Source organism: Ramlibacter pinisoli, assembly GCF_009758015.1.
Classification (GTDB): Bacteria; Pseudomonadota; Gammaproteobacteria; order Burkholderiales; family Burkholderiaceae_C; genus Ramlibacter; species Ramlibacter pinisoli.
On the sequence record NZ_WSEL01000011.1, the window covers coordinates 112,416 to 126,827 of the forward strand.

Genomic DNA, 14,412 nt, shown 5'->3' on the forward strand with positions numbered 1-14,412 from the left:
CCTCCTTTGGGCTCAGCGCAGTTGTGCCAGCGATTGCTCGAGGGCGGCGATCACGGCTGCGATCGCCTCGTCCGGCATGCCGGGATACAACGGTAGCGTCAAGGTGCCTTCGCCCCATTGCCAAGCCACCGGGAAATCTTGCGGGACGAAGCCATACTTCTCGCGGTAGTAGGTCGTCGCGGGCACGCTGCGGTAGTTGACCGCGACGCTGATGCCTCGCTCGTTCAAGGCCGTGATGAGTGGATCGCGGAGGGCCGGATCGACATGGATGGGGAAGATGTGGCGGGCGTGCACCACGCCCGGCGCGCTCGCCGGGACGCGCAAGCCCAGCCGCGCGCAGGCTTCCTCGTAGACGGCAGCGATGCGCTCGCGTTGCGCGAGGCGGTCGCGAATGGAAGTTATCTGCAGCGGTAGCAGCGCGGCCAGCAGGTCGGGCAGGTTCGCCTTCACCCCGAGCCGGTCCATGTCCCAGTGTCGGTAGAACCCAGCCTTGAAGCGGTCGGCCGCGCCAGCCGACATGCCGTGCAGGCGCGTCTTCACCAGCTGGTCGGCCAGCCAGGCATGCCGCGTCACGATCGCGCCGCCCTCGCCGCAAGTGACGTTTTTGGTGGCGTAGAACGAGAAGATCGCCGCGTCGGAATAGCGTCCCGGGCTGTCGCCGTTGCGCAGACCCTCGAAGCAATGTGCCGCGTCCTCGATCACCCGGATGTCGGGCCGCCCGGATAGCACCTCCTGCAGACCCGCCGTGTCGCACATCTGTCCGTACAGATGCACCGGGATCACGGCCTTGGTGCGGGGCGTGAGGGCCGAGGCGACGGCTTGCGGCTGCAACAGTAGCGTGTCGGGTGCCACGTCCACAAATACCGGCCGCGCGCCCAGAAGCTCGACCACGTTGGAGGTTGCGATGAACGTCATGGCCGGGACGATCACTTCATCTCCCGGGCCGACATCGAGCGCGAGCAGGGTCGCCACCGCGCCGTTGGTCCAACTGTTGACCAGCATGGCCGCAGGCATGTCGAAGAATTGGCGCAACTGCAACTCAACACCACGGCCCACCGCGCCCGAGGTCAGGAAAGGGCTGTCTAGGACGTCGGCGACGGCCTGCGCGTCGGCTCGGGTCAGGCCGTGCCTGAAGAATTCAACCTTGGTCATTGTGTCCTTCCTGCGGCTGAGCTGAATCGCTGAGCTTAGCCCCAGACGGCGGGGGAGCGGCGAAAAGGGCGCGAAATCTCGCCGTTCGTGCGAAGTAGTCCGCTTGGGCCAGGAGGTGAAGCTGGTTGCGCACGCCCTGCTGCGCCGGGGCGATGCGAAATCCCAGCGCCTGGTTGAAGCGCAGGGCCCGTGGGTTGTCGTCCAGGATGTGCGCGCTGATGGTGCCTAGTCCGAGCGCCCCGAACCCGTGGTCGTACATGGCCAGCAACGCCGCCATTCCCACCAATCCATCGCGCAAGGATTGGTCTGCAAGGTAGATGCCCCCTTCGGCACTGCGCGCGACGGGGTCGAGATTCTTCAGGTTCACCAGCCCCACGTCGCGGCCGCCGTACTCGACGACGTAGAAGTACTGCCGAGCCGGATCCAGGCCGGCGAACCAGCGCGCCTGCATCTCGGGCGAGATGTTCTCGCGAGCCGCCATGAAGCGGCTGACCGCCGGGTCGTTGCGCCATTGACGCACCATCTCGATATCGACCGCCGTGAGACGGCGCAAAACCACTCCATGCGCCTCGATGCGATCGCCGGACCTGCTCGCAGTCATCCCCGTTCGACCTCCCTGAAAAGTCCCCGCCACCAGGCCATGCCATCCCAGACCGGGCCGAAATCGTGCATTCGGTCTAGCGGCACGAACCGGTTCGCGCGGGTGGCGCCGATCGCCGCGACCCAGGATGCCGGCGGCTCGCCGGCCCAGCCGATCGTCTGCAGTTCCCCGGGCGCCGTTGCGACCGCCTGCTCCAGCGTGCCCCACTGCAGTTGGAGTGCACGATGTGCGAAAACCTGCGGCGCGGCGGCGGGCGACAGCACGAGTAGCGCACGTTGGCCCGGTAGGCGGTGCGCCTCGAGGCCCCAGGAGCGGGCCCACTGCTCGCCCAGGACGACCTCGCTCGCCTGCGCCTGCGGCGGCTCCGGCCAGCGGCTCGTCGCCACCGCTTCGGCGAGCAGCCGGTGAAGCGCCTGCACGTCTTCGGGCGTACCGTCGATGACGACCACCCGCTTCGGCGACGTGCAACCAGCCTGTCCGTACACGGCAAAAACACGCGCCAGCCGGGCCACCGTTTCCGCATCCCGGGTGGCGGCCGGCGTGAACCAGGCCTCCGACACCCGCGTGCCGAACGCGAACCAGCGGCTGTCCACTGCATGCGGCAGGTTTTCCACCGCACGAGCGCCGGTGTCGCTGCCGAAGAAAAGGCGCGCGTCCGCGGTGCTGCTCATTACAACGTTCGCCGGGTCGTCGCGGCCAAAGGCTTGTACCAGAAGGGCATCGTGGAGCCAGGTCCGCAGCGGGCCGTCGGGCAGAGTGCCCGAGGCCCAGGACGCGAACGGTGTGCATAGGTTACTGCTGTGCGAACCGGCCTTGATGCGCAGCCGGGCGCCCGTAAGCGAGACCAGGACCATCGTGAGGCAGCCCAAGAGGCTCACGTTGTTCGGCAGCCAGAGCGCAACCTCGCGCGGCGGGACGAGGAGCCAGCCGGGCGCGCGTGGCGCATCACTCCGGGTCCCGAACGCATGATCCCAGACACCTTGCAGGCGTTCAGGGGCCAGGAATTGCAGCAGATAGGCCCACTCATCGCGCGTGAATGATGGCTCGCGCTTGCGGACCATCCGGCTACGCAGCTGTTGCCAGCCCTCGATCAGATGCCTTGGGTCGCTGATGTTGCGCACGGCTGAGCAGGTGTCCGCATGCTCGAACCACAGCAGCTCGTCAAACATTGGCGCAACCTCGCAGTTCGGCCTGCGGAACCCGACCGAGCAACTCGAAGCGCGGACCGCTCCTGCTGCAGGCACAACGGCCGGGCAGCAAGCGGCCGAGATCTTCGGTCAGGACGCTGTGGCAGGGCGCACCCCAGGAGACAGTGTTCAGGAGTTGCAGCTGACCGACACCGGTTTCCAGGGCGGCTAGCGACCAGCTGTCCCGCACCAGCACGTCGGCCCAGCGGGGCACGTGACGCGCGCCTTGGTCGCAGACGGGAAATACGACGCCCATTTGTTCCACCAGCCCGTAGTAGTCGAGCACCAGCGAGCCAGTCCCGGCACCGGCCAGCAAGGTGCTGTCGAAGACGGCCCGGTCGACGCTCGCCGCTTCGAGCTTCTTCCAGCCTCCAGAGTGGACGAAACAGATGCGACGACGGGCCACTTCATCGCGCAGTGCCTGCGGCAGTTCCCTGCGAGCCCATGCCAACCAAAGCATCCAGGAGAAGCCGTAGACCAGAAGGTCGCCGCCCTGGTTCAAGGCGCATTCGAGCTGGATCGTGGAGAAGCTGGCGGGGTCGCCGGCATCACTCAGCAGGAAAAAGACCTCGCTCGCAAACGGTTTCAGGCTCATGGCGGCCAGGATGCGCGCTGAGAACTCGCCGCGACGCCGCAGGGAAGCCGCGCTGTCCAGCACAAGCAGCGGCCTCCGGCCCCCGCCGATGAAGTCCGCCAGGATGGCCTGCGAGCTGCGAGCCTGCAGCGCGGCGCTGGCGTCGTCGATGAAGACCCGGCTAGTCTGTCCCGATGTCGCGGATGACAGGACCGTGCGGCCGCCGGTTCCGGGACCCGTGTTGGATCTTAGTGTTGCGCGCTTGAAGAGCCCCACATGCACGAAGGGCAGGTCCTCTACGCGCTCGGCGGCAGTGGGCGAAGTGAAGGTGGCATAAGGAGGACAGTGGTGCCGGTGATGGGCGACCAGCTCGTTCATCTCGCGCAGGAATACCGCGTCGTCGCGCGAAGCGTACGGTGACTGCTCAAGCAGCTTGCTCATGGGCCAGCTCGCGGAGGCGTTCGAGGGTGTCGGCCCGCACCAGAACGGCGTTGGTGCGTGTAATCGGATTGCGCAGGATGGCCGGCCATGCGCGGGCCATCACGGTGGCGAGCGCTTCGAATTCGACTGGATCGTGCAGTTCGCGTAAACGCGCCAGGATGGCGGGCGCGTCAGCACCGAGCAGTGCCTGAACGCGGGGGCTGCGCTCGGCGTTCCAGCGCATCACCGGCCACAACAGTAGTGAGCACAAGTGCGCATGCCCGCCACCGCCCGGCAGCACCTGAGCATCCTCCTGGGCCAGCAGCGGTTCGAGCTCGTGTGCCGCACCATGCACAAGTCCCACGCCGGCACGCGCCTGCAGGGTGCAAGCCCTCGACGACAGCTCGAACCAGCCTGGATGCGGGGTGAGCGCAGCGGGCAACAGGTCGGCACGCACGAAGGAGGCGGCGTCGCTGCGCAGACGGTCGTCCGCCAGAGGTGATAGCCACGCCTCGAGCGCGTGCGCCCAGACGTCGCCGAAGCCATGGCGTGCCGCGCGCGGCGGCACCAGGTCGGCCAGCAAGGGCAGCACGGCGCGTGCATCCGGGAGCAGGTGTACGCCCATCGAGGCAACCTTGCGGCCCGCAACGGATTCGACTGCGACCGGAGACGCTTCCGCCCCGCTGCCCCACAGCGACGGCACGGCGATGAGTCGGGTGGCAGGGCTGTGGCGGTGGCGCCAGAGCTTCGCGCGGTCGATCAAGGTTCCACCCCCGACCACCACCACAGTGTGAATCCGCGCCGCCGGCATGCTGCCGGAATCAGTGAGCGGCAACGGCAGTTCGTCGCGCAGGACCGGGAGGATCGGTCGGGAGGCCCAGGCGACGGTGCTGGCCGGATCCAGGCCGCGCACTTCCGGCCAATCCAGCTTGGCGGTCTCAGTCGTCAAGGCGGATGCCGTGAGTTGACAGGATGCGAACGATGTCTGAGACGCTCTCCACGCCTGTCGCTTCTTCCGGGGTGAAGTGGTAACCGAAGGTTTCTTGGATCCCCACGGCTAGCGACACCACGCCGAGAGAGTCCCACGTATCGACGCTTTCCTTGCGCAGATCGAATGAGAACTGGTCGTCGGTCAGCAGGAAAACATCCAGCAGCAGTTGCTTGAGTTTGTCGCGATTGGTCACGGGCTGGTACTTCGAATCGGCCGGGGGATCCTATCCGATCTGTCGCCATGCCACGCTGCGGGAGGGGTCGGCCGCGAGTGCCCTCGCGTCGGATTTGCCATTCGCCGACAAGGGCAGGGCCGGCAAGGCCTCGATGCGCGCCGGCCACAAGGGGCGCCGATGGCGTGCGCGGAATGCCTGCAGAATCGCACGCAGCTGGTTCGCGTCTGGGGCTGGCGCCAGCGCGAGCACGTGAGCTGGCTCGCCAGTACTCTGCTCCACGTAGAAGGCAGCCCCTCCGCTCCAGCAGGTCCGCACGGTTGCAAGAAGCTCCGGCAGCGAGACCTTTTCGCCATAGCGTTTGAACACTTCAGCCTGGCGTCCCAGCAGTCGCCACCCCGCGCCATCCTGTGCGCCTGCGTCGCCCGTGTCGATCCAGGCATCCTCAGCCAACCGACGCACGCCCGCGCCCTCGGCGATGGCCACTGCCCCATACGCGCTCCTAAACTGCAAGGCATCGGCGGGGCCCACTCGCAGGTCGACGCCGTCGAGAGGCTTGCCGATCCATGCCGGGTCTTGGCTGTCGGCGGCGGCGCGGATGCAAAGTCGCGGCAGTGCCTCGGTGCAGCCGTAGTTGTTGAAGACAGCGGCCTGCGGGAATACCTCCGCTAGCCAGCTCAGCTCGTTCTGCGGGAAGGCGCCGCCAGCGAAATTCAGCCGATGCACGTGGGCAAAGCGCTCGCCGGCAGGCAACAACGATCGGAGGAGTGGCAGTTGGGCACCGACAAGGCACAGCATGGACGGGCCGGACTCCCGAAGGGCTTCGAATAAAACGCGCGGCTGGGCCAAGCCCAGTGTCGACCTCACCTCGGCTCCATGCACGCGGGCCCATAGCCATTGGTTCACGAAGGCGTAGGAGTAGGTCAACGGCAGTGCAAGCACCGTCGCTTGGACACTTTGGAGGCCCTGCCGGGCGTGGATGACGCGGGTAAGTGCCTCGGTGTCTGATCTGCGGCCGATCACGAGCTTGGGTTGGCCGGTGCTGCCCGACGTCAGGAGCGCGTAGTGGCCAACGCGCAAGTCCTGAGGAAGATGCGCCAGCGCGCCGGCAAGCCAGTCATCACCGACAGGACATTGCTCCGGCACGTAGGCAAACGTGGCAGCTGCGCCCCAGGCGTCGTCGAGCCGGGACACGTCGGCTCTGGGCGTGGTAGCGCGTAGGATCGGAAGGGGGCAGTCGGGGCTCACGTGAGGCGGATCATAGGCGCACGCTCGCTACACTGCGCGATCGCGACAATGGAGGCAGTGGATGGGGACCGAGCAAGGCTTCGGGATAAAGGGCGCCGAGCCGCGGCGCGGTCTCATGCGCGACTGGTTGTCGCTGCTGCTTCTGCAGGCCGTGCTGGCGCTGCTCGTTTTCTGGTCTTACATCGACGGTTCGCGCTATTTCGCTTTCCTCGACATCGCTGCCGATACATACGAGATATTCACCAGCCATGCCGTGCACCTTGGGCGCCTGCTGCAGCGGGAGGGGTGGAGCGGCTGGTCCTTCGGCATCGGCCTGGGCGCGCCCGTGAGCTTCATGTTCAGCGATGCCTTTCGCCTGCTCACCATGGCGGGCGGGCCGGAGCACGTGCTCGAACTGCGGATCTGGGTTTACCTGCTCAAGCTGGTGCTGGGCGGTGCCGCGTTCTTCCTGTTGGTGCGGACGTTGGTCGAACGCCGTGAAGCGGCGCTGCTGGTGGCCCTGCTGTATTCGTTCTGCGGGTACGTTGTGATCAACGGCGTCTGGGACCCCGAAGCCAATCCGTTCATCTTCTTCCCGCTCGTCCTGTGGGCGCTGGTGCGCTGTATGCGCAGTGGCGACCGGATTGCCCTGCCCCTGAGCGTGGCCGCCGCGCTGGTATCCGGCATCTTCTTTCTCACCCTCTCGGTGTCGTTGGCGGTCGCCTTCGCCGTGCTGGTCGCTATGTCCGAGCGGCGCATCGAGACCCTTCGTCTACTGTCCTGCCGAGCCGTTCCCCTGATCGGCTTGGGATTCGTCGTGGCGGCTCCCGTGGCCCTGCCGATCGCGCTGCAGCAGTTCGACAGTCCCCGCCTCCCCAACTCCGGCTCGCTGCTGGCCAAGATTTGGAACGAGGGCTTTCAGGTCCTAGACATCCCGCTCTGGCTCCTGCAGCTGGGCTCCTTCTTCCACAAGGACCTCTTCGGCTCGGCCAACACCTACCGCGGGTACATGAACTACCTGGAGGGCCCGGGATTTTGGGTCGGAATGCTGCCGCTCCTTGTGCTGCCGCAGCTGTGGAAGGGCGATCGCGGCGAACGTCGCGCGCTTCTCGTCGCCCTCGTCGCCATCGCCCTCTACATCGTCGTGCCGGCATTCCGGCTGGCGGCCTTTGGGTTTGCTTCGCCCTATTTCCGCTCGACCACCTTGTGGGTGTCGCTGCCGCTGCTGCTGCTGGCCGCCCGCGCCTTCCAGCGCGTGTTCGACCAGGGCGTCGACCTGCGGCTGCTGGGAATTGGCGTGGTTTTTGTGGGCGGCTGCCTCGGCGGGGTAGCTTTCCTGCTGCCGGGTAACGTCGTGCCGGCCCATGTGGGCAAGGTCGCGGTGTTCATCGCGGCCGGCACGCTCGTGCTTCTGTTCGCCGGCTTGGGCTGGCTGCGCGGTTCCAGGCTGGCCAGTTCGGCCCTGGTGCTGTCGATGGTGGAGATCGTGGCGGTCGACTGGCCGTCCATGAACACCTGGCGGTCCACGGTCTCGGCGACCCGCCAGCCATTTCGCGACGTCACCGAGCCGGCGCTGGCGGCCATCCGGCGGGCCGACTCGGGGGTGTACCGGATCGAGAAGACCTTCACGTCGGTGTCGGAGGCGGATGCCGTCGCGCAGGACTACATGGGCGTGAAGTCGTATTACTACCACGGCTCCGCGGTGGTGGACTTCCACCGCAACATGGACCTGATGCGCCGGTTCCCGTTCCCGACGCCGCCGGTCAACTACACGAACTGGCTGGCTGGGCCGGACGAACGGTTCGCCGTCGCCGGCGCGCTGGCCGTGAAGTATGTCATCTCCAAGGACGTTCGGGACTGGCCCGGCTTCACCTTGATGGGCTCCGGGCCGGGTTGGTACGTGTATCGCAACGAACTGGCCCTGCCGCTGGGCGTGGTGCACACCCGCCAGGTGACCCGGCGCGAGGTCGGCGACCTGCGCCGGCAGCCGCCGGACCGCCAGCGGTGGTTTCGCGATCTCACGCTGTTCAACGCCGTCGTGCTGGACGAGCCGATGCCCAGGTGGGGGCGGCGGTGGGACCTGGGCGGACATGCGGCCCGGGGCATCCTGGATATGCCGGCCCTCTACGCGCAGCCGGCCGAGCAGCTGCGGCGCACCGGCCTGCAACTGACCAGCTTCAAGAACGACCATCTCGAAGGCCGCATCGCGCCCACGGAGGACGGCATCCTGGTGTTTTCGATCCCGGCCTACCGGGGCTGGAGCCTGCGCGTCGATGGGCAGGAGGTGCCGCTGGTGCGGGCCGACTTCGGCTTTATCGCGGCGCCGGTGACTGCCGGACCGCATGCCATCGAGCTGCGGTATGCGCTGCCGGGGCTGGTTCCGGGATTGGCCATGGGGCTGGCCGGACTGCTGCTGGTCGCCGCGCTGGGGTGGCGGCGACCCCGCCGCGATCCCGCTGCCTCGCTCAGCGGCGCGTGACCAGCGTCCGCAGCGTGCGTCCGAGTAGGCCCGCACGCGGTGTTGCCGGCGACGAGGCCGCCGGGGGAGCCCAGTCGGCCGCCGGCCGAGCCGCAGCGGCATCCCAGGGCCCCGCCGGTCCCGGGTCGAGCGCCAGCACCGCCCAGAACTCCACGCTGCCCCGGCAGGTGGGATAGAGCCGCTCCACCTGCAGCCGAGTGAGCCCTAGCCCGCGCAGCAGCTCCAAGAGGTGCCCGAAGCTGTCCGGGTTGAAGTACCAGGCGTGGACGTCGATGTACCCGCCGGCAGCGGACTCGTGCTCGCGCATGGCCGCGGCCACTCGTCTCAGATCGACCTGCCGCGAATCGAGCCGCGCCGGTGTCGGGTCGGTCCAGTGCCGCGCGGGATCGTTGTGGGTGTTGTAGGCCCGGTGCTCGATGACGCTGCGCAAGGTGTGCACGCGACGTTGCTCGAGGTGGGCCTGGAGCACCTCGGCAATGGTCGACGGCGCGAGATTGCGGTCGAAACAGTACCGGTGATCCGGCGCCAGCACGAAATAGCGGCCGCCGGGACGCAGGCGCCGCTCGACTTCCTGCAGATGCCGCACCAGGTCGGGCTGGTGCTCGATCGCATGAGAGCTCAGCAGGGCATCGAACTGGTCGGGGATGGCGTCAAGGGAGGCCCCGGGCATGACGTAGTCGACGGCCGGCACGTTCGCCAGATCGACACCATGCTCCGGTGCGCGCCGCCGCAGCTGCTCGGTGTCCAGGATGTCGCAGTACCGAACGTTGGGACCACGCAGCACGGGGGATGCGAACGGGCCGATCTCCAGTGCCAGCGCCGTCGCCGGGATCAGGGCGGCAAACTCGCCGCGGCTCGTCAGTCGAAACGGCCGGCGCCCTTCCTGCTTGCCCTGGTTGGTGTAGTGCTCGACGAGTTCATCATCTTCGAGGCCGTCGAGGTCCTCGTTCCACTGCCGGTACGCTTGGGGCTCGAATGACCAGGGTAGCGACCACTGCGACATGCGCGAATCCTTCAGTCCGGGCGGACCCACTCCCCCGACTTCCCCCCGCTTCTCCAACAACCTGACATCCCCGATCGTCATCCCCCGGTCGACCGCCTTGCACATGTCGTAGATCGTGAGCAGGGCGAGGCTAAGTCGTTGATTCATAAGGCGAGAGGTAATGCCTCTGGTGCCGTGTCGCCCATCTGGGTTGGACAAAATCTGGACAGCCTCATTGCTGCCCAGCGCAATGGTACTGAATCAGGAGGCAGCCGGTCGACTGAGTCGTGCCAGCAGGTCGGCGGCCTCACGGAGGCGCATTCGCAAAGGCTCGGCCTCATTGGGGTGGAGACGTTTCAACTTCGACACTCGACCGCTCGATTGCGCGAGAAGCGCACTGAGTTCGGGGCCGTTCTCACCTGCTGCAATACGATGAACCTGCGCCCGGATAACTGCACGTTCGGCCTGAGGGATGGTAGGTCCCTTCCTGCTGTTGGCATTCAGACCCATGATGGTCATGGGAAGCCTCGAACTCAGGCTGATGTGCTTCTCCCTCTGTGGCTTGAACCCCGCTCCTCCCATCATTCCGTAGACCTGCGCGAGGACCCATTCCTTGGTCTCAGGGTCGAATGCGCTGCGGGACGACACCGTCACATCGTCCACGTATCTGCTGTATCGGATGCCACGCTCGGCTAGTCGGCCCGTTTCAGCGATGGGTGGAAGGCCTGGGGATCAAACAGACGATCTTCTTCCGGGCAGAGCATCTTCCCAACTACGAGCTTCGTCCGATCGACGGAAGAAATGCGCTCGGATTGAAGGGCGCGACTCAGTCACTAAAGGACGCGGTGGGCGCCATCACCTGGCCAGTTCTCCGAGTCTCTGTACCTGGCCACGCGTTGGGGCTGTTGCCCCACTTCGCCGTGGTGGCCCACGAACTTGGGCATGCGATTCAGGACCGAATCAAGCCTGACCTGAATCCGTACACGAAGAGCGTCAGCGATGCGGTCGATCGAGCCAAGGCGCGTCTTGCCGCCCTCAACGTCCCCTTCACGCAGGAGCACGATCTTCTCGCCCAGAAGATGGTTACGTCGTGGCTCAATGAGTTCAAAGCGGATGCCGTCGCTCACTACTTGGCGGGGCCAGCGTTCTTCTTCGCTATGTGCGGCTTCTTCGAAATCGCGAACCCCGGATACGGGGTCGCCGAGACGCATCCGCCATCTGACCTTCGCAGGAGCTTGATCTTTGGGAATCGGAAGTTCATGATGCCTGCGCGGGCACAGGCTCGCCTAAAGCACTTGTCTAGAGCTGAAGCTGCAATGGGGAAGACAAGCCCCTCTGCAGCCCTGTGGAGGCCCTCCAGCGCACTCAACGTTCGGGTCGAAAGGGGTACCCAGCGCGAGGTGCCGTTCTTCGTCTGCGGCAAGAAGACGCAGCGGCGGTTGAGATGCACGTGTTCCCATCGCAAAGACAGCAACTCGCCACGGCGCATGGCAGTCTCCAGCGCCATGAGAACAAGAGGGTGGAGTAAGGGGTTCCGTCTGCCCGTTGGTGCCGACGCCGCAAGCAGTCTTTCCTCTTCCGGGACCGAAAGCGTGCGATCTCGTCCGGCTGGAGCAACTGGCTTGCGAACAAGTTGAACAGGGTTCGGGAACTCGACCCCCCATTCGCGCCTTGCGTGGTTGAAGATCGAAGACAGCACGGCCAAGTCGCGGATGACCGTAGCAGGACTGCACTCTCCTAGCCGCTCGTCTCGGAAGGCCGCGATGACCTTTGGGGTCACGTTCAGCAGCGAGAGCTTGGCGAAGCGTGGTCGTTCGAATGCCTTTAGCCGAATCGCCTCGTCATGTGCGCCTCGCTTCAACGGCGTTACGGTTTCACGATACCGTCTAAGCAGTTCCGCTAGGGGTGTGTCTCCCGCCTCCTTGGTGCGGATGTACCGTCCGGCGTCCATGCCGGTCTCGATGCTGCGACACCACTCCAGCGCCTCGGACTTCGTTTTGAACGATGCGGTCTCGTCTGGGAAACCCTTACGAGTCACACGAGCCTGCCACGCGCTACCGCGCTTTCTGATCGATGCCATCGCGTCTCACTTGGACAAACGATGGACAAAACGGCGTTTTCAGCCCTTTGGAGGCCGCGATGGGAGGTGCAGAACCTACCCCAGCAAGCCCCCTCCCCAACACCTCAGAATCAGCCGGTTTCCCTCGGAGAAGCCTTCCACTCCCCCGACTTCCCCCCCCGCTTCTCCAGCAGCCTGACATCCCCGATCGTCATGCCGCGGTCGACCGCCTTGCACATGTCGTAGATGGTCAGCAGGGCCACCTGCACGGCGGTGAGGGCCTCCATCTCGACGCCGGTTGGGCCGATCGTCTCGGCGGTGGCGGTGCACAGGACGGCCGAAGCCGCCTCGTCGAGGGTGAAGTCGACCGCGACGCGTGTCAGCGCGAGGGGGTGGCACAGCGGGACCAGCTCGCTGGTCTTCTTGGCGCCCTGGATGCCGGCGATGCGGGCCACGCCCAGCACGTCGCCCTTGGCCGCGCTGCCGGCGCGCACCAGCGCCAGGGTGGCCGGGAGCATGGCGATGCGGCCGCCCGCCACGGCCACGCGACGGGTGGCGGCCTTGCCGGCCACGTCCACCATGTGGGCTTGGCCGTGGGCGTCGAAGTGGGTCAGACCGGTCATGGCGGGGCTCGGGGTGGACGCGATGATAAGCGGGGCGGCCGACAGGGCGATCGGGGCCGGTTACTTGCCGTTGACAGTTCTGTCGCATCATTGCCCGATGACTTCCGCACGTCACCGCCCGGCCCTGCGCCTGCTGGCGGCCCTGGTGGCCGCCGCGCTGCTGGCCGTGCCTGCCCGGGCCCAGTTGCCGACGCTGGGCGACAGCGCCGACATGAGCATCGCCGCCGAGCGCCGCCTCGGTGAGCGGATCGCCCGCGAGCTGTACCGCGATCCCGATTTCATCGACGACCCGGTTCTGGCCGACTATGTCCGCGGCATCTGGCAACCGCTGCTGGACGCCGCCCGCGCCCGCGGCGAGCTGACGCCGGAGCTGGACGACCGGTTCGCCTGGCAGGTGCTGCTGGGCAAGGACCGCACCGTCAACGCCTTCGCGGTGCCGGGCGGCTGGCTGGGGCTGAACCTGGGCCTGGTGAGCGTCACCGCCACCCGCGACGAACTGGCCTCGGTGCTGGCCCACGAACTGAGCCACGTGACCCAGCGCCACATCGCCCGCCTGGTCAGCCAGGAGAAGCGCCAGACGCCCTGGGTGATCGGCGCCATGATCCTGGGCGCGCTGGCGGCGTCGCGCAACCCGCAGGCGGCCAACGCGGTGATCGCCGGCAGCCAGGCGGCCGCCATCCACGGCCAGCTGAGTTTCTCGCGCGACATGGAGCGCGAGGCCGACCGGGTCGGCTTCGGCGTCCTCAGCCAGGCCGGCTACCAGCCGCAGGGCTTCGTCGGCATGTTCGAGAAGCTGCAGCAGGCCTCGCGCCTGAACGACTACGGCGCCTTCCCCTACCTGCGCAGCCACCCGCTGACCACCGAGCGGGTGGCCGACATGCAGCAGCGCCTGCAGCTCATCCCGCGCGGCGCGGCGCCGGCGCCCGAGGCGGTGCTGGAGCACGCGCTGATGGCCGGCCGGGCGCGGGCGATCTCGGCCAACGGCGTCGACGGCCTGCGCGCGCTGGCCAGCGACGCCGCCAACCTGCAGCCGGGCGCGCCGCAGGCCCGCGCCGCCTCGGTGCTGTACGCGGCCGCGCTGGCAGCGTCGCGGCTGCGCGACCAGGAGGCCGCGTTCGCGCTCGGCCAGCGGCTGGGCAAGACGCTCGAAGGGTCGGCCGTGGGCGCCCGCCACGCCCGCCTGCTGGCGGCCGAACTGGCGCTGGGCGTCGGCCGCACCGACCGCGCGCTGGCGCTGGTCGACGGCAAGAGCGAGAGCCGGGCCGACGTGCTGCTGTGGGCCCAGGCCCGGATGGCCACCGGCGGGGCGCCCGAGGTGGCGCAGCGCCTGCAGGCCTGGGTGGCGGCGCAGCCGCGCGATGCCACTGCCTGGCAATTGCTGGCGTCCTCCTACGCCGCCCAGGGGCAGCAGCTGCGCGCCCTGCGCGCCGAGGCCGAGGCCCAGGTGGCGCACCTGGACTACCCGGCGGCGGTCGACCGCTTCAAGGCCGCCCAGGACGTGGCGCGCCGGGGCAGCACCGGCGGCGGCGACTACATCGAGGCCTCGATCGTCGACACCCGCCTGCGGGCGGTGGAATCACTGGCGCGGGAACAGGCGCTCGAGCGCTGACTCGATCACCACGCCGATCGCCGAGTAGATCAGCGAGCCGACCAGCGCCCCGACGAAGCCGCGCACCTCGAAGCCTTCGAGCACGGTGGCGGCGGCCCAGAACATGAGCGCGTTGATCACGAACAGGAACAGGCCCAGCGTCAGTACCGTGACCGGCAGCGTGAGCACCAGCAGCACCGGCCGCACCACCATGTTGAACAGGCCGATGACAAGGGCGGCGAGCAGCGCGGAAGTGAAACTCTTCACCTCGACGCCGTGGTAGACGTAAGCGACGAACAACAATGCCATCGCGCTGAGCAGCCACTTGGCGAGCAGCTTCATGCGCGCGAGGATAGC

General features: G+C 67.3%; 15 protein-coding genes and 1 pseudogene. 2 read left to right on the top strand and 14 right to left on the bottom strand.

What is annotated here, in order from left to right; translation table 11 throughout:
• Positions 1-12: 12 nt before the first annotated feature.
• Genes GON04_RS25690 through GON04_RS25720 form a run of 7 tightly spaced genes read right to left on the bottom strand, consistent with a single transcriptional unit; the run spans position 13 to position 6,291 of the window.
• Positions 13-1,152, bottom strand: coding sequence for a DegT/DnrJ/EryC1/StrS family aminotransferase (locus tag GON04_RS25690; protein WP_157400970.1), 1,140 nt, complete (start codon positions 1,150-1,152; stop codon positions 13-15).
• Positions 1,139-1,753 carry a GNAT family N-acetyltransferase gene (locus GON04_RS25695; RefSeq protein WP_157400971.1) on the bottom strand — a complete coding sequence of 205 codons (615 nt, stop codon included), beginning with the start codon at positions 1,751-1,753 and terminating at the stop codon, positions 1,139-1,141. The genes GON04_RS25690 and GON04_RS25695 overlap by 14 nt, the downstream gene beginning before the upstream one ends.
• Positions 1,750-2,922 carry an acyl-CoA reductase gene (locus tag GON04_RS25700; protein WP_157400972.1) on the bottom strand — a complete coding sequence of 391 codons (1,173 nt, stop codon included), beginning with the start codon at positions 2,920-2,922 and terminating at the stop codon, positions 1,750-1,752. Before GON04_RS25700 ends, GON04_RS25695 begins: the two co-directional genes overlap by 4 nt.
• Entirely contained in the window at positions 2,915-3,955 is a 1,041-nt protein-coding gene (locus GON04_RS25705; protein WP_157400973.1) for a LuxE/PaaK family acyltransferase, read from the bottom strand. The genes GON04_RS25700 and GON04_RS25705 overlap by 8 nt, the downstream gene beginning before the upstream one ends.
• Positions 3,939-4,883, bottom strand: coding sequence for an iron-containing alcohol dehydrogenase (locus tag GON04_RS25710; protein ID WP_157400974.1), 945 nt, complete (start codon positions 4,881-4,883; stop codon positions 3,939-3,941). The genes GON04_RS25705 and GON04_RS25710 overlap by 17 nt, the downstream gene beginning before the upstream one ends.
• Positions 4,873-5,118: an acyl carrier protein gene (locus tag GON04_RS25715; protein ID WP_157400975.1), complete on the bottom strand. Its 246-nt coding sequence runs from the start codon at positions 5,116-5,118 to the stop codon at positions 4,873-4,875. Before GON04_RS25715 ends, GON04_RS25710 begins: the two co-directional genes overlap by 11 nt.
• A 30-nt stretch (positions 5,119-5,148) precedes the next feature.
• Positions 5,149-6,291, bottom strand: a complete 1,143-nt coding sequence (locus GON04_RS25720; RefSeq protein ID WP_157400976.1) for an AMP-binding protein — start codon at positions 6,289-6,291, stop codon at positions 5,149-5,151.
• A gap of 115 nt (positions 6,292-6,406) precedes the next feature.
• On the opposite strand from GON04_RS25720, the gene GON04_RS25725 reads away from it, so the two are divergent.
• A complete protein-coding gene (locus tag GON04_RS25725) occupies positions 6,407-8,803 on the top strand; it encodes a YfhO family protein (protein ID WP_157400977.1) in 2,397 nt (798 codons plus the stop codon).
• On the opposite strand, the gene GON04_RS26975 is transcribed toward GON04_RS25725, so the two are convergent.
• The 6 genes and pseudogenes from GON04_RS26975 to moaC form a co-directional block, all read right to left on the bottom strand.
• Positions 8,790-9,806, bottom strand: coding sequence for a class I SAM-dependent methyltransferase (locus GON04_RS26975; RefSeq protein WP_157401119.1), 1,017 nt, complete (start codon positions 9,804-9,806; stop codon positions 8,790-8,792). The genes GON04_RS25725 and GON04_RS26975 overlap by 14 nt on opposite strands.
• A gap of 11 nt (positions 9,807-9,817) precedes the next feature.
• A pseudogene (locus GON04_RS26980) lies at positions 9,818-9,932 on the bottom strand (cyclic pyranopterin monophosphate synthase MoaC); the annotation flags it as partial.
• Positions 9,933-10,046: 114 nt separating this feature from the next.
• On the bottom strand, positions 10,047-10,448 hold the full coding sequence (locus GON04_RS25740) for an RNA-dependent RNA polymerase family protein (protein ID WP_157400978.1): 402 nt from the start codon (positions 10,446-10,448) through the stop codon (positions 10,047-10,049).
• Positions 10,449-10,618: 170 nt separating this feature from the next.
• Positions 10,619-10,996 carry a hypothetical protein gene (locus GON04_RS25745; protein ID WP_198349459.1) on the bottom strand — a complete coding sequence of 126 codons (378 nt, stop codon included), beginning with the start codon at positions 10,994-10,996 and terminating at the stop codon, positions 10,619-10,621.
• Positions 10,912-11,865: a tyrosine-type recombinase/integrase gene (locus GON04_RS27310; protein WP_157400980.1), complete on the bottom strand. Its 954-nt coding sequence runs from the start codon at positions 11,863-11,865 to the stop codon at positions 10,912-10,914. The genes GON04_RS25745 and GON04_RS27310 overlap by 85 nt, the downstream gene beginning before the upstream one ends.
• A gap of 110 nt (positions 11,866-11,975) precedes the next feature.
• Positions 11,976-12,467: a cyclic pyranopterin monophosphate synthase MoaC gene (gene moaC / locus GON04_RS25755; RefSeq protein ID WP_157400981.1), complete on the bottom strand. Its 492-nt coding sequence runs from the start codon at positions 12,465-12,467 to the stop codon at positions 11,976-11,978.
• A gap of 97 nt (positions 12,468-12,564) precedes the next feature.
• On the opposite strand from moaC, the gene GON04_RS25760 reads away from it, so the two are divergent.
• Positions 12,565-14,076, top strand: a complete 1,512-nt coding sequence (locus tag GON04_RS25760; RefSeq protein ID WP_157400982.1) for a M48 family metalloprotease — start codon at positions 12,565-12,567, stop codon at positions 14,074-14,076.
• On the opposite strand, the gene GON04_RS25765 is transcribed toward GON04_RS25760, so the two are convergent.
• Positions 14,044-14,397 (bottom strand): phage holin family protein, encoded by a 354-nt coding sequence (locus tag GON04_RS25765; protein WP_157400983.1) that lies wholly within the window; start codon positions 14,395-14,397, stop codon positions 14,044-14,046. The genes GON04_RS25760 and GON04_RS25765 overlap by 33 nt on opposite strands.
• Positions 14,398-14,412: the final 15 nt, after the last annotated feature.

Excerpts from the sequence above, each read along its gene's own strand:
- GON04_RS26975 (WP_157401119.1), bottom strand. The coding sequence starts at position 9,806 with ATGTCGCAGTGGTCGCTACCCTGGTCATTCGAGCCCCAAGCGTACCGG.
- GON04_RS25690 (WP_157400970.1), bottom strand. The coding sequence starts at position 1,152 with ATGACCAAGGTTGAATTCTTCAGGCACGGCCTGACCCGAGCCGACGCG.
- GON04_RS25765 (WP_157400983.1), bottom strand. The coding sequence starts at position 14,397 with ATGAAGCTGCTCGCCAAGTGGCTGCTCAGCGCGATGGCATTGTTGTTC.
- GON04_RS25695 (WP_157400971.1), bottom strand. The coding sequence starts at position 1,753 with ATGACTGCGAGCAGGTCCGGCGATCGCATCGAGGCGCATGGAGTGGTT.
- moaC (WP_157400981.1), bottom strand. The coding sequence starts at position 12,467 with ATGACCGGTCTGACCCACTTCGACGCCCACGGCCAAGCCCACATGGTG.
- GON04_RS25705 (WP_157400973.1), bottom strand. The coding sequence starts at position 3,955 with ATGAGCAAGCTGCTTGAGCAGTCACCGTACGCTTCGCGCGACGACGCG.
- GON04_RS27310 (WP_157400980.1), bottom strand. The coding sequence starts at position 11,865 with ATGGCATCGATCAGAAAGCGCGGTAGCGCGTGGCAGGCTCGTGTGACT.
- GON04_RS25760 (WP_157400982.1), top strand. The coding sequence starts at position 12,565 with ATGACTTCCGCACGTCACCGCCCGGCCCTGCGCCTGCTGGCGGCCCTG.
- GON04_RS25745 (WP_198349459.1), bottom strand. The coding sequence starts at position 10,996 with ATGCGTCTCGGCGACCCCGTATCCGGGGTTCGCGATTTCGAAGAAGCC.
- GON04_RS25725 (WP_157400977.1), top strand. The coding sequence starts at position 6,407 with ATGGGGACCGAGCAAGGCTTCGGGATAAAGGGCGCCGAGCCGCGGCGC.
- GON04_RS25700 (WP_157400972.1), bottom strand. The coding sequence starts at position 2,922 with ATGTTTGACGAGCTGCTGTGGTTCGAGCATGCGGACACCTGCTCAGCC.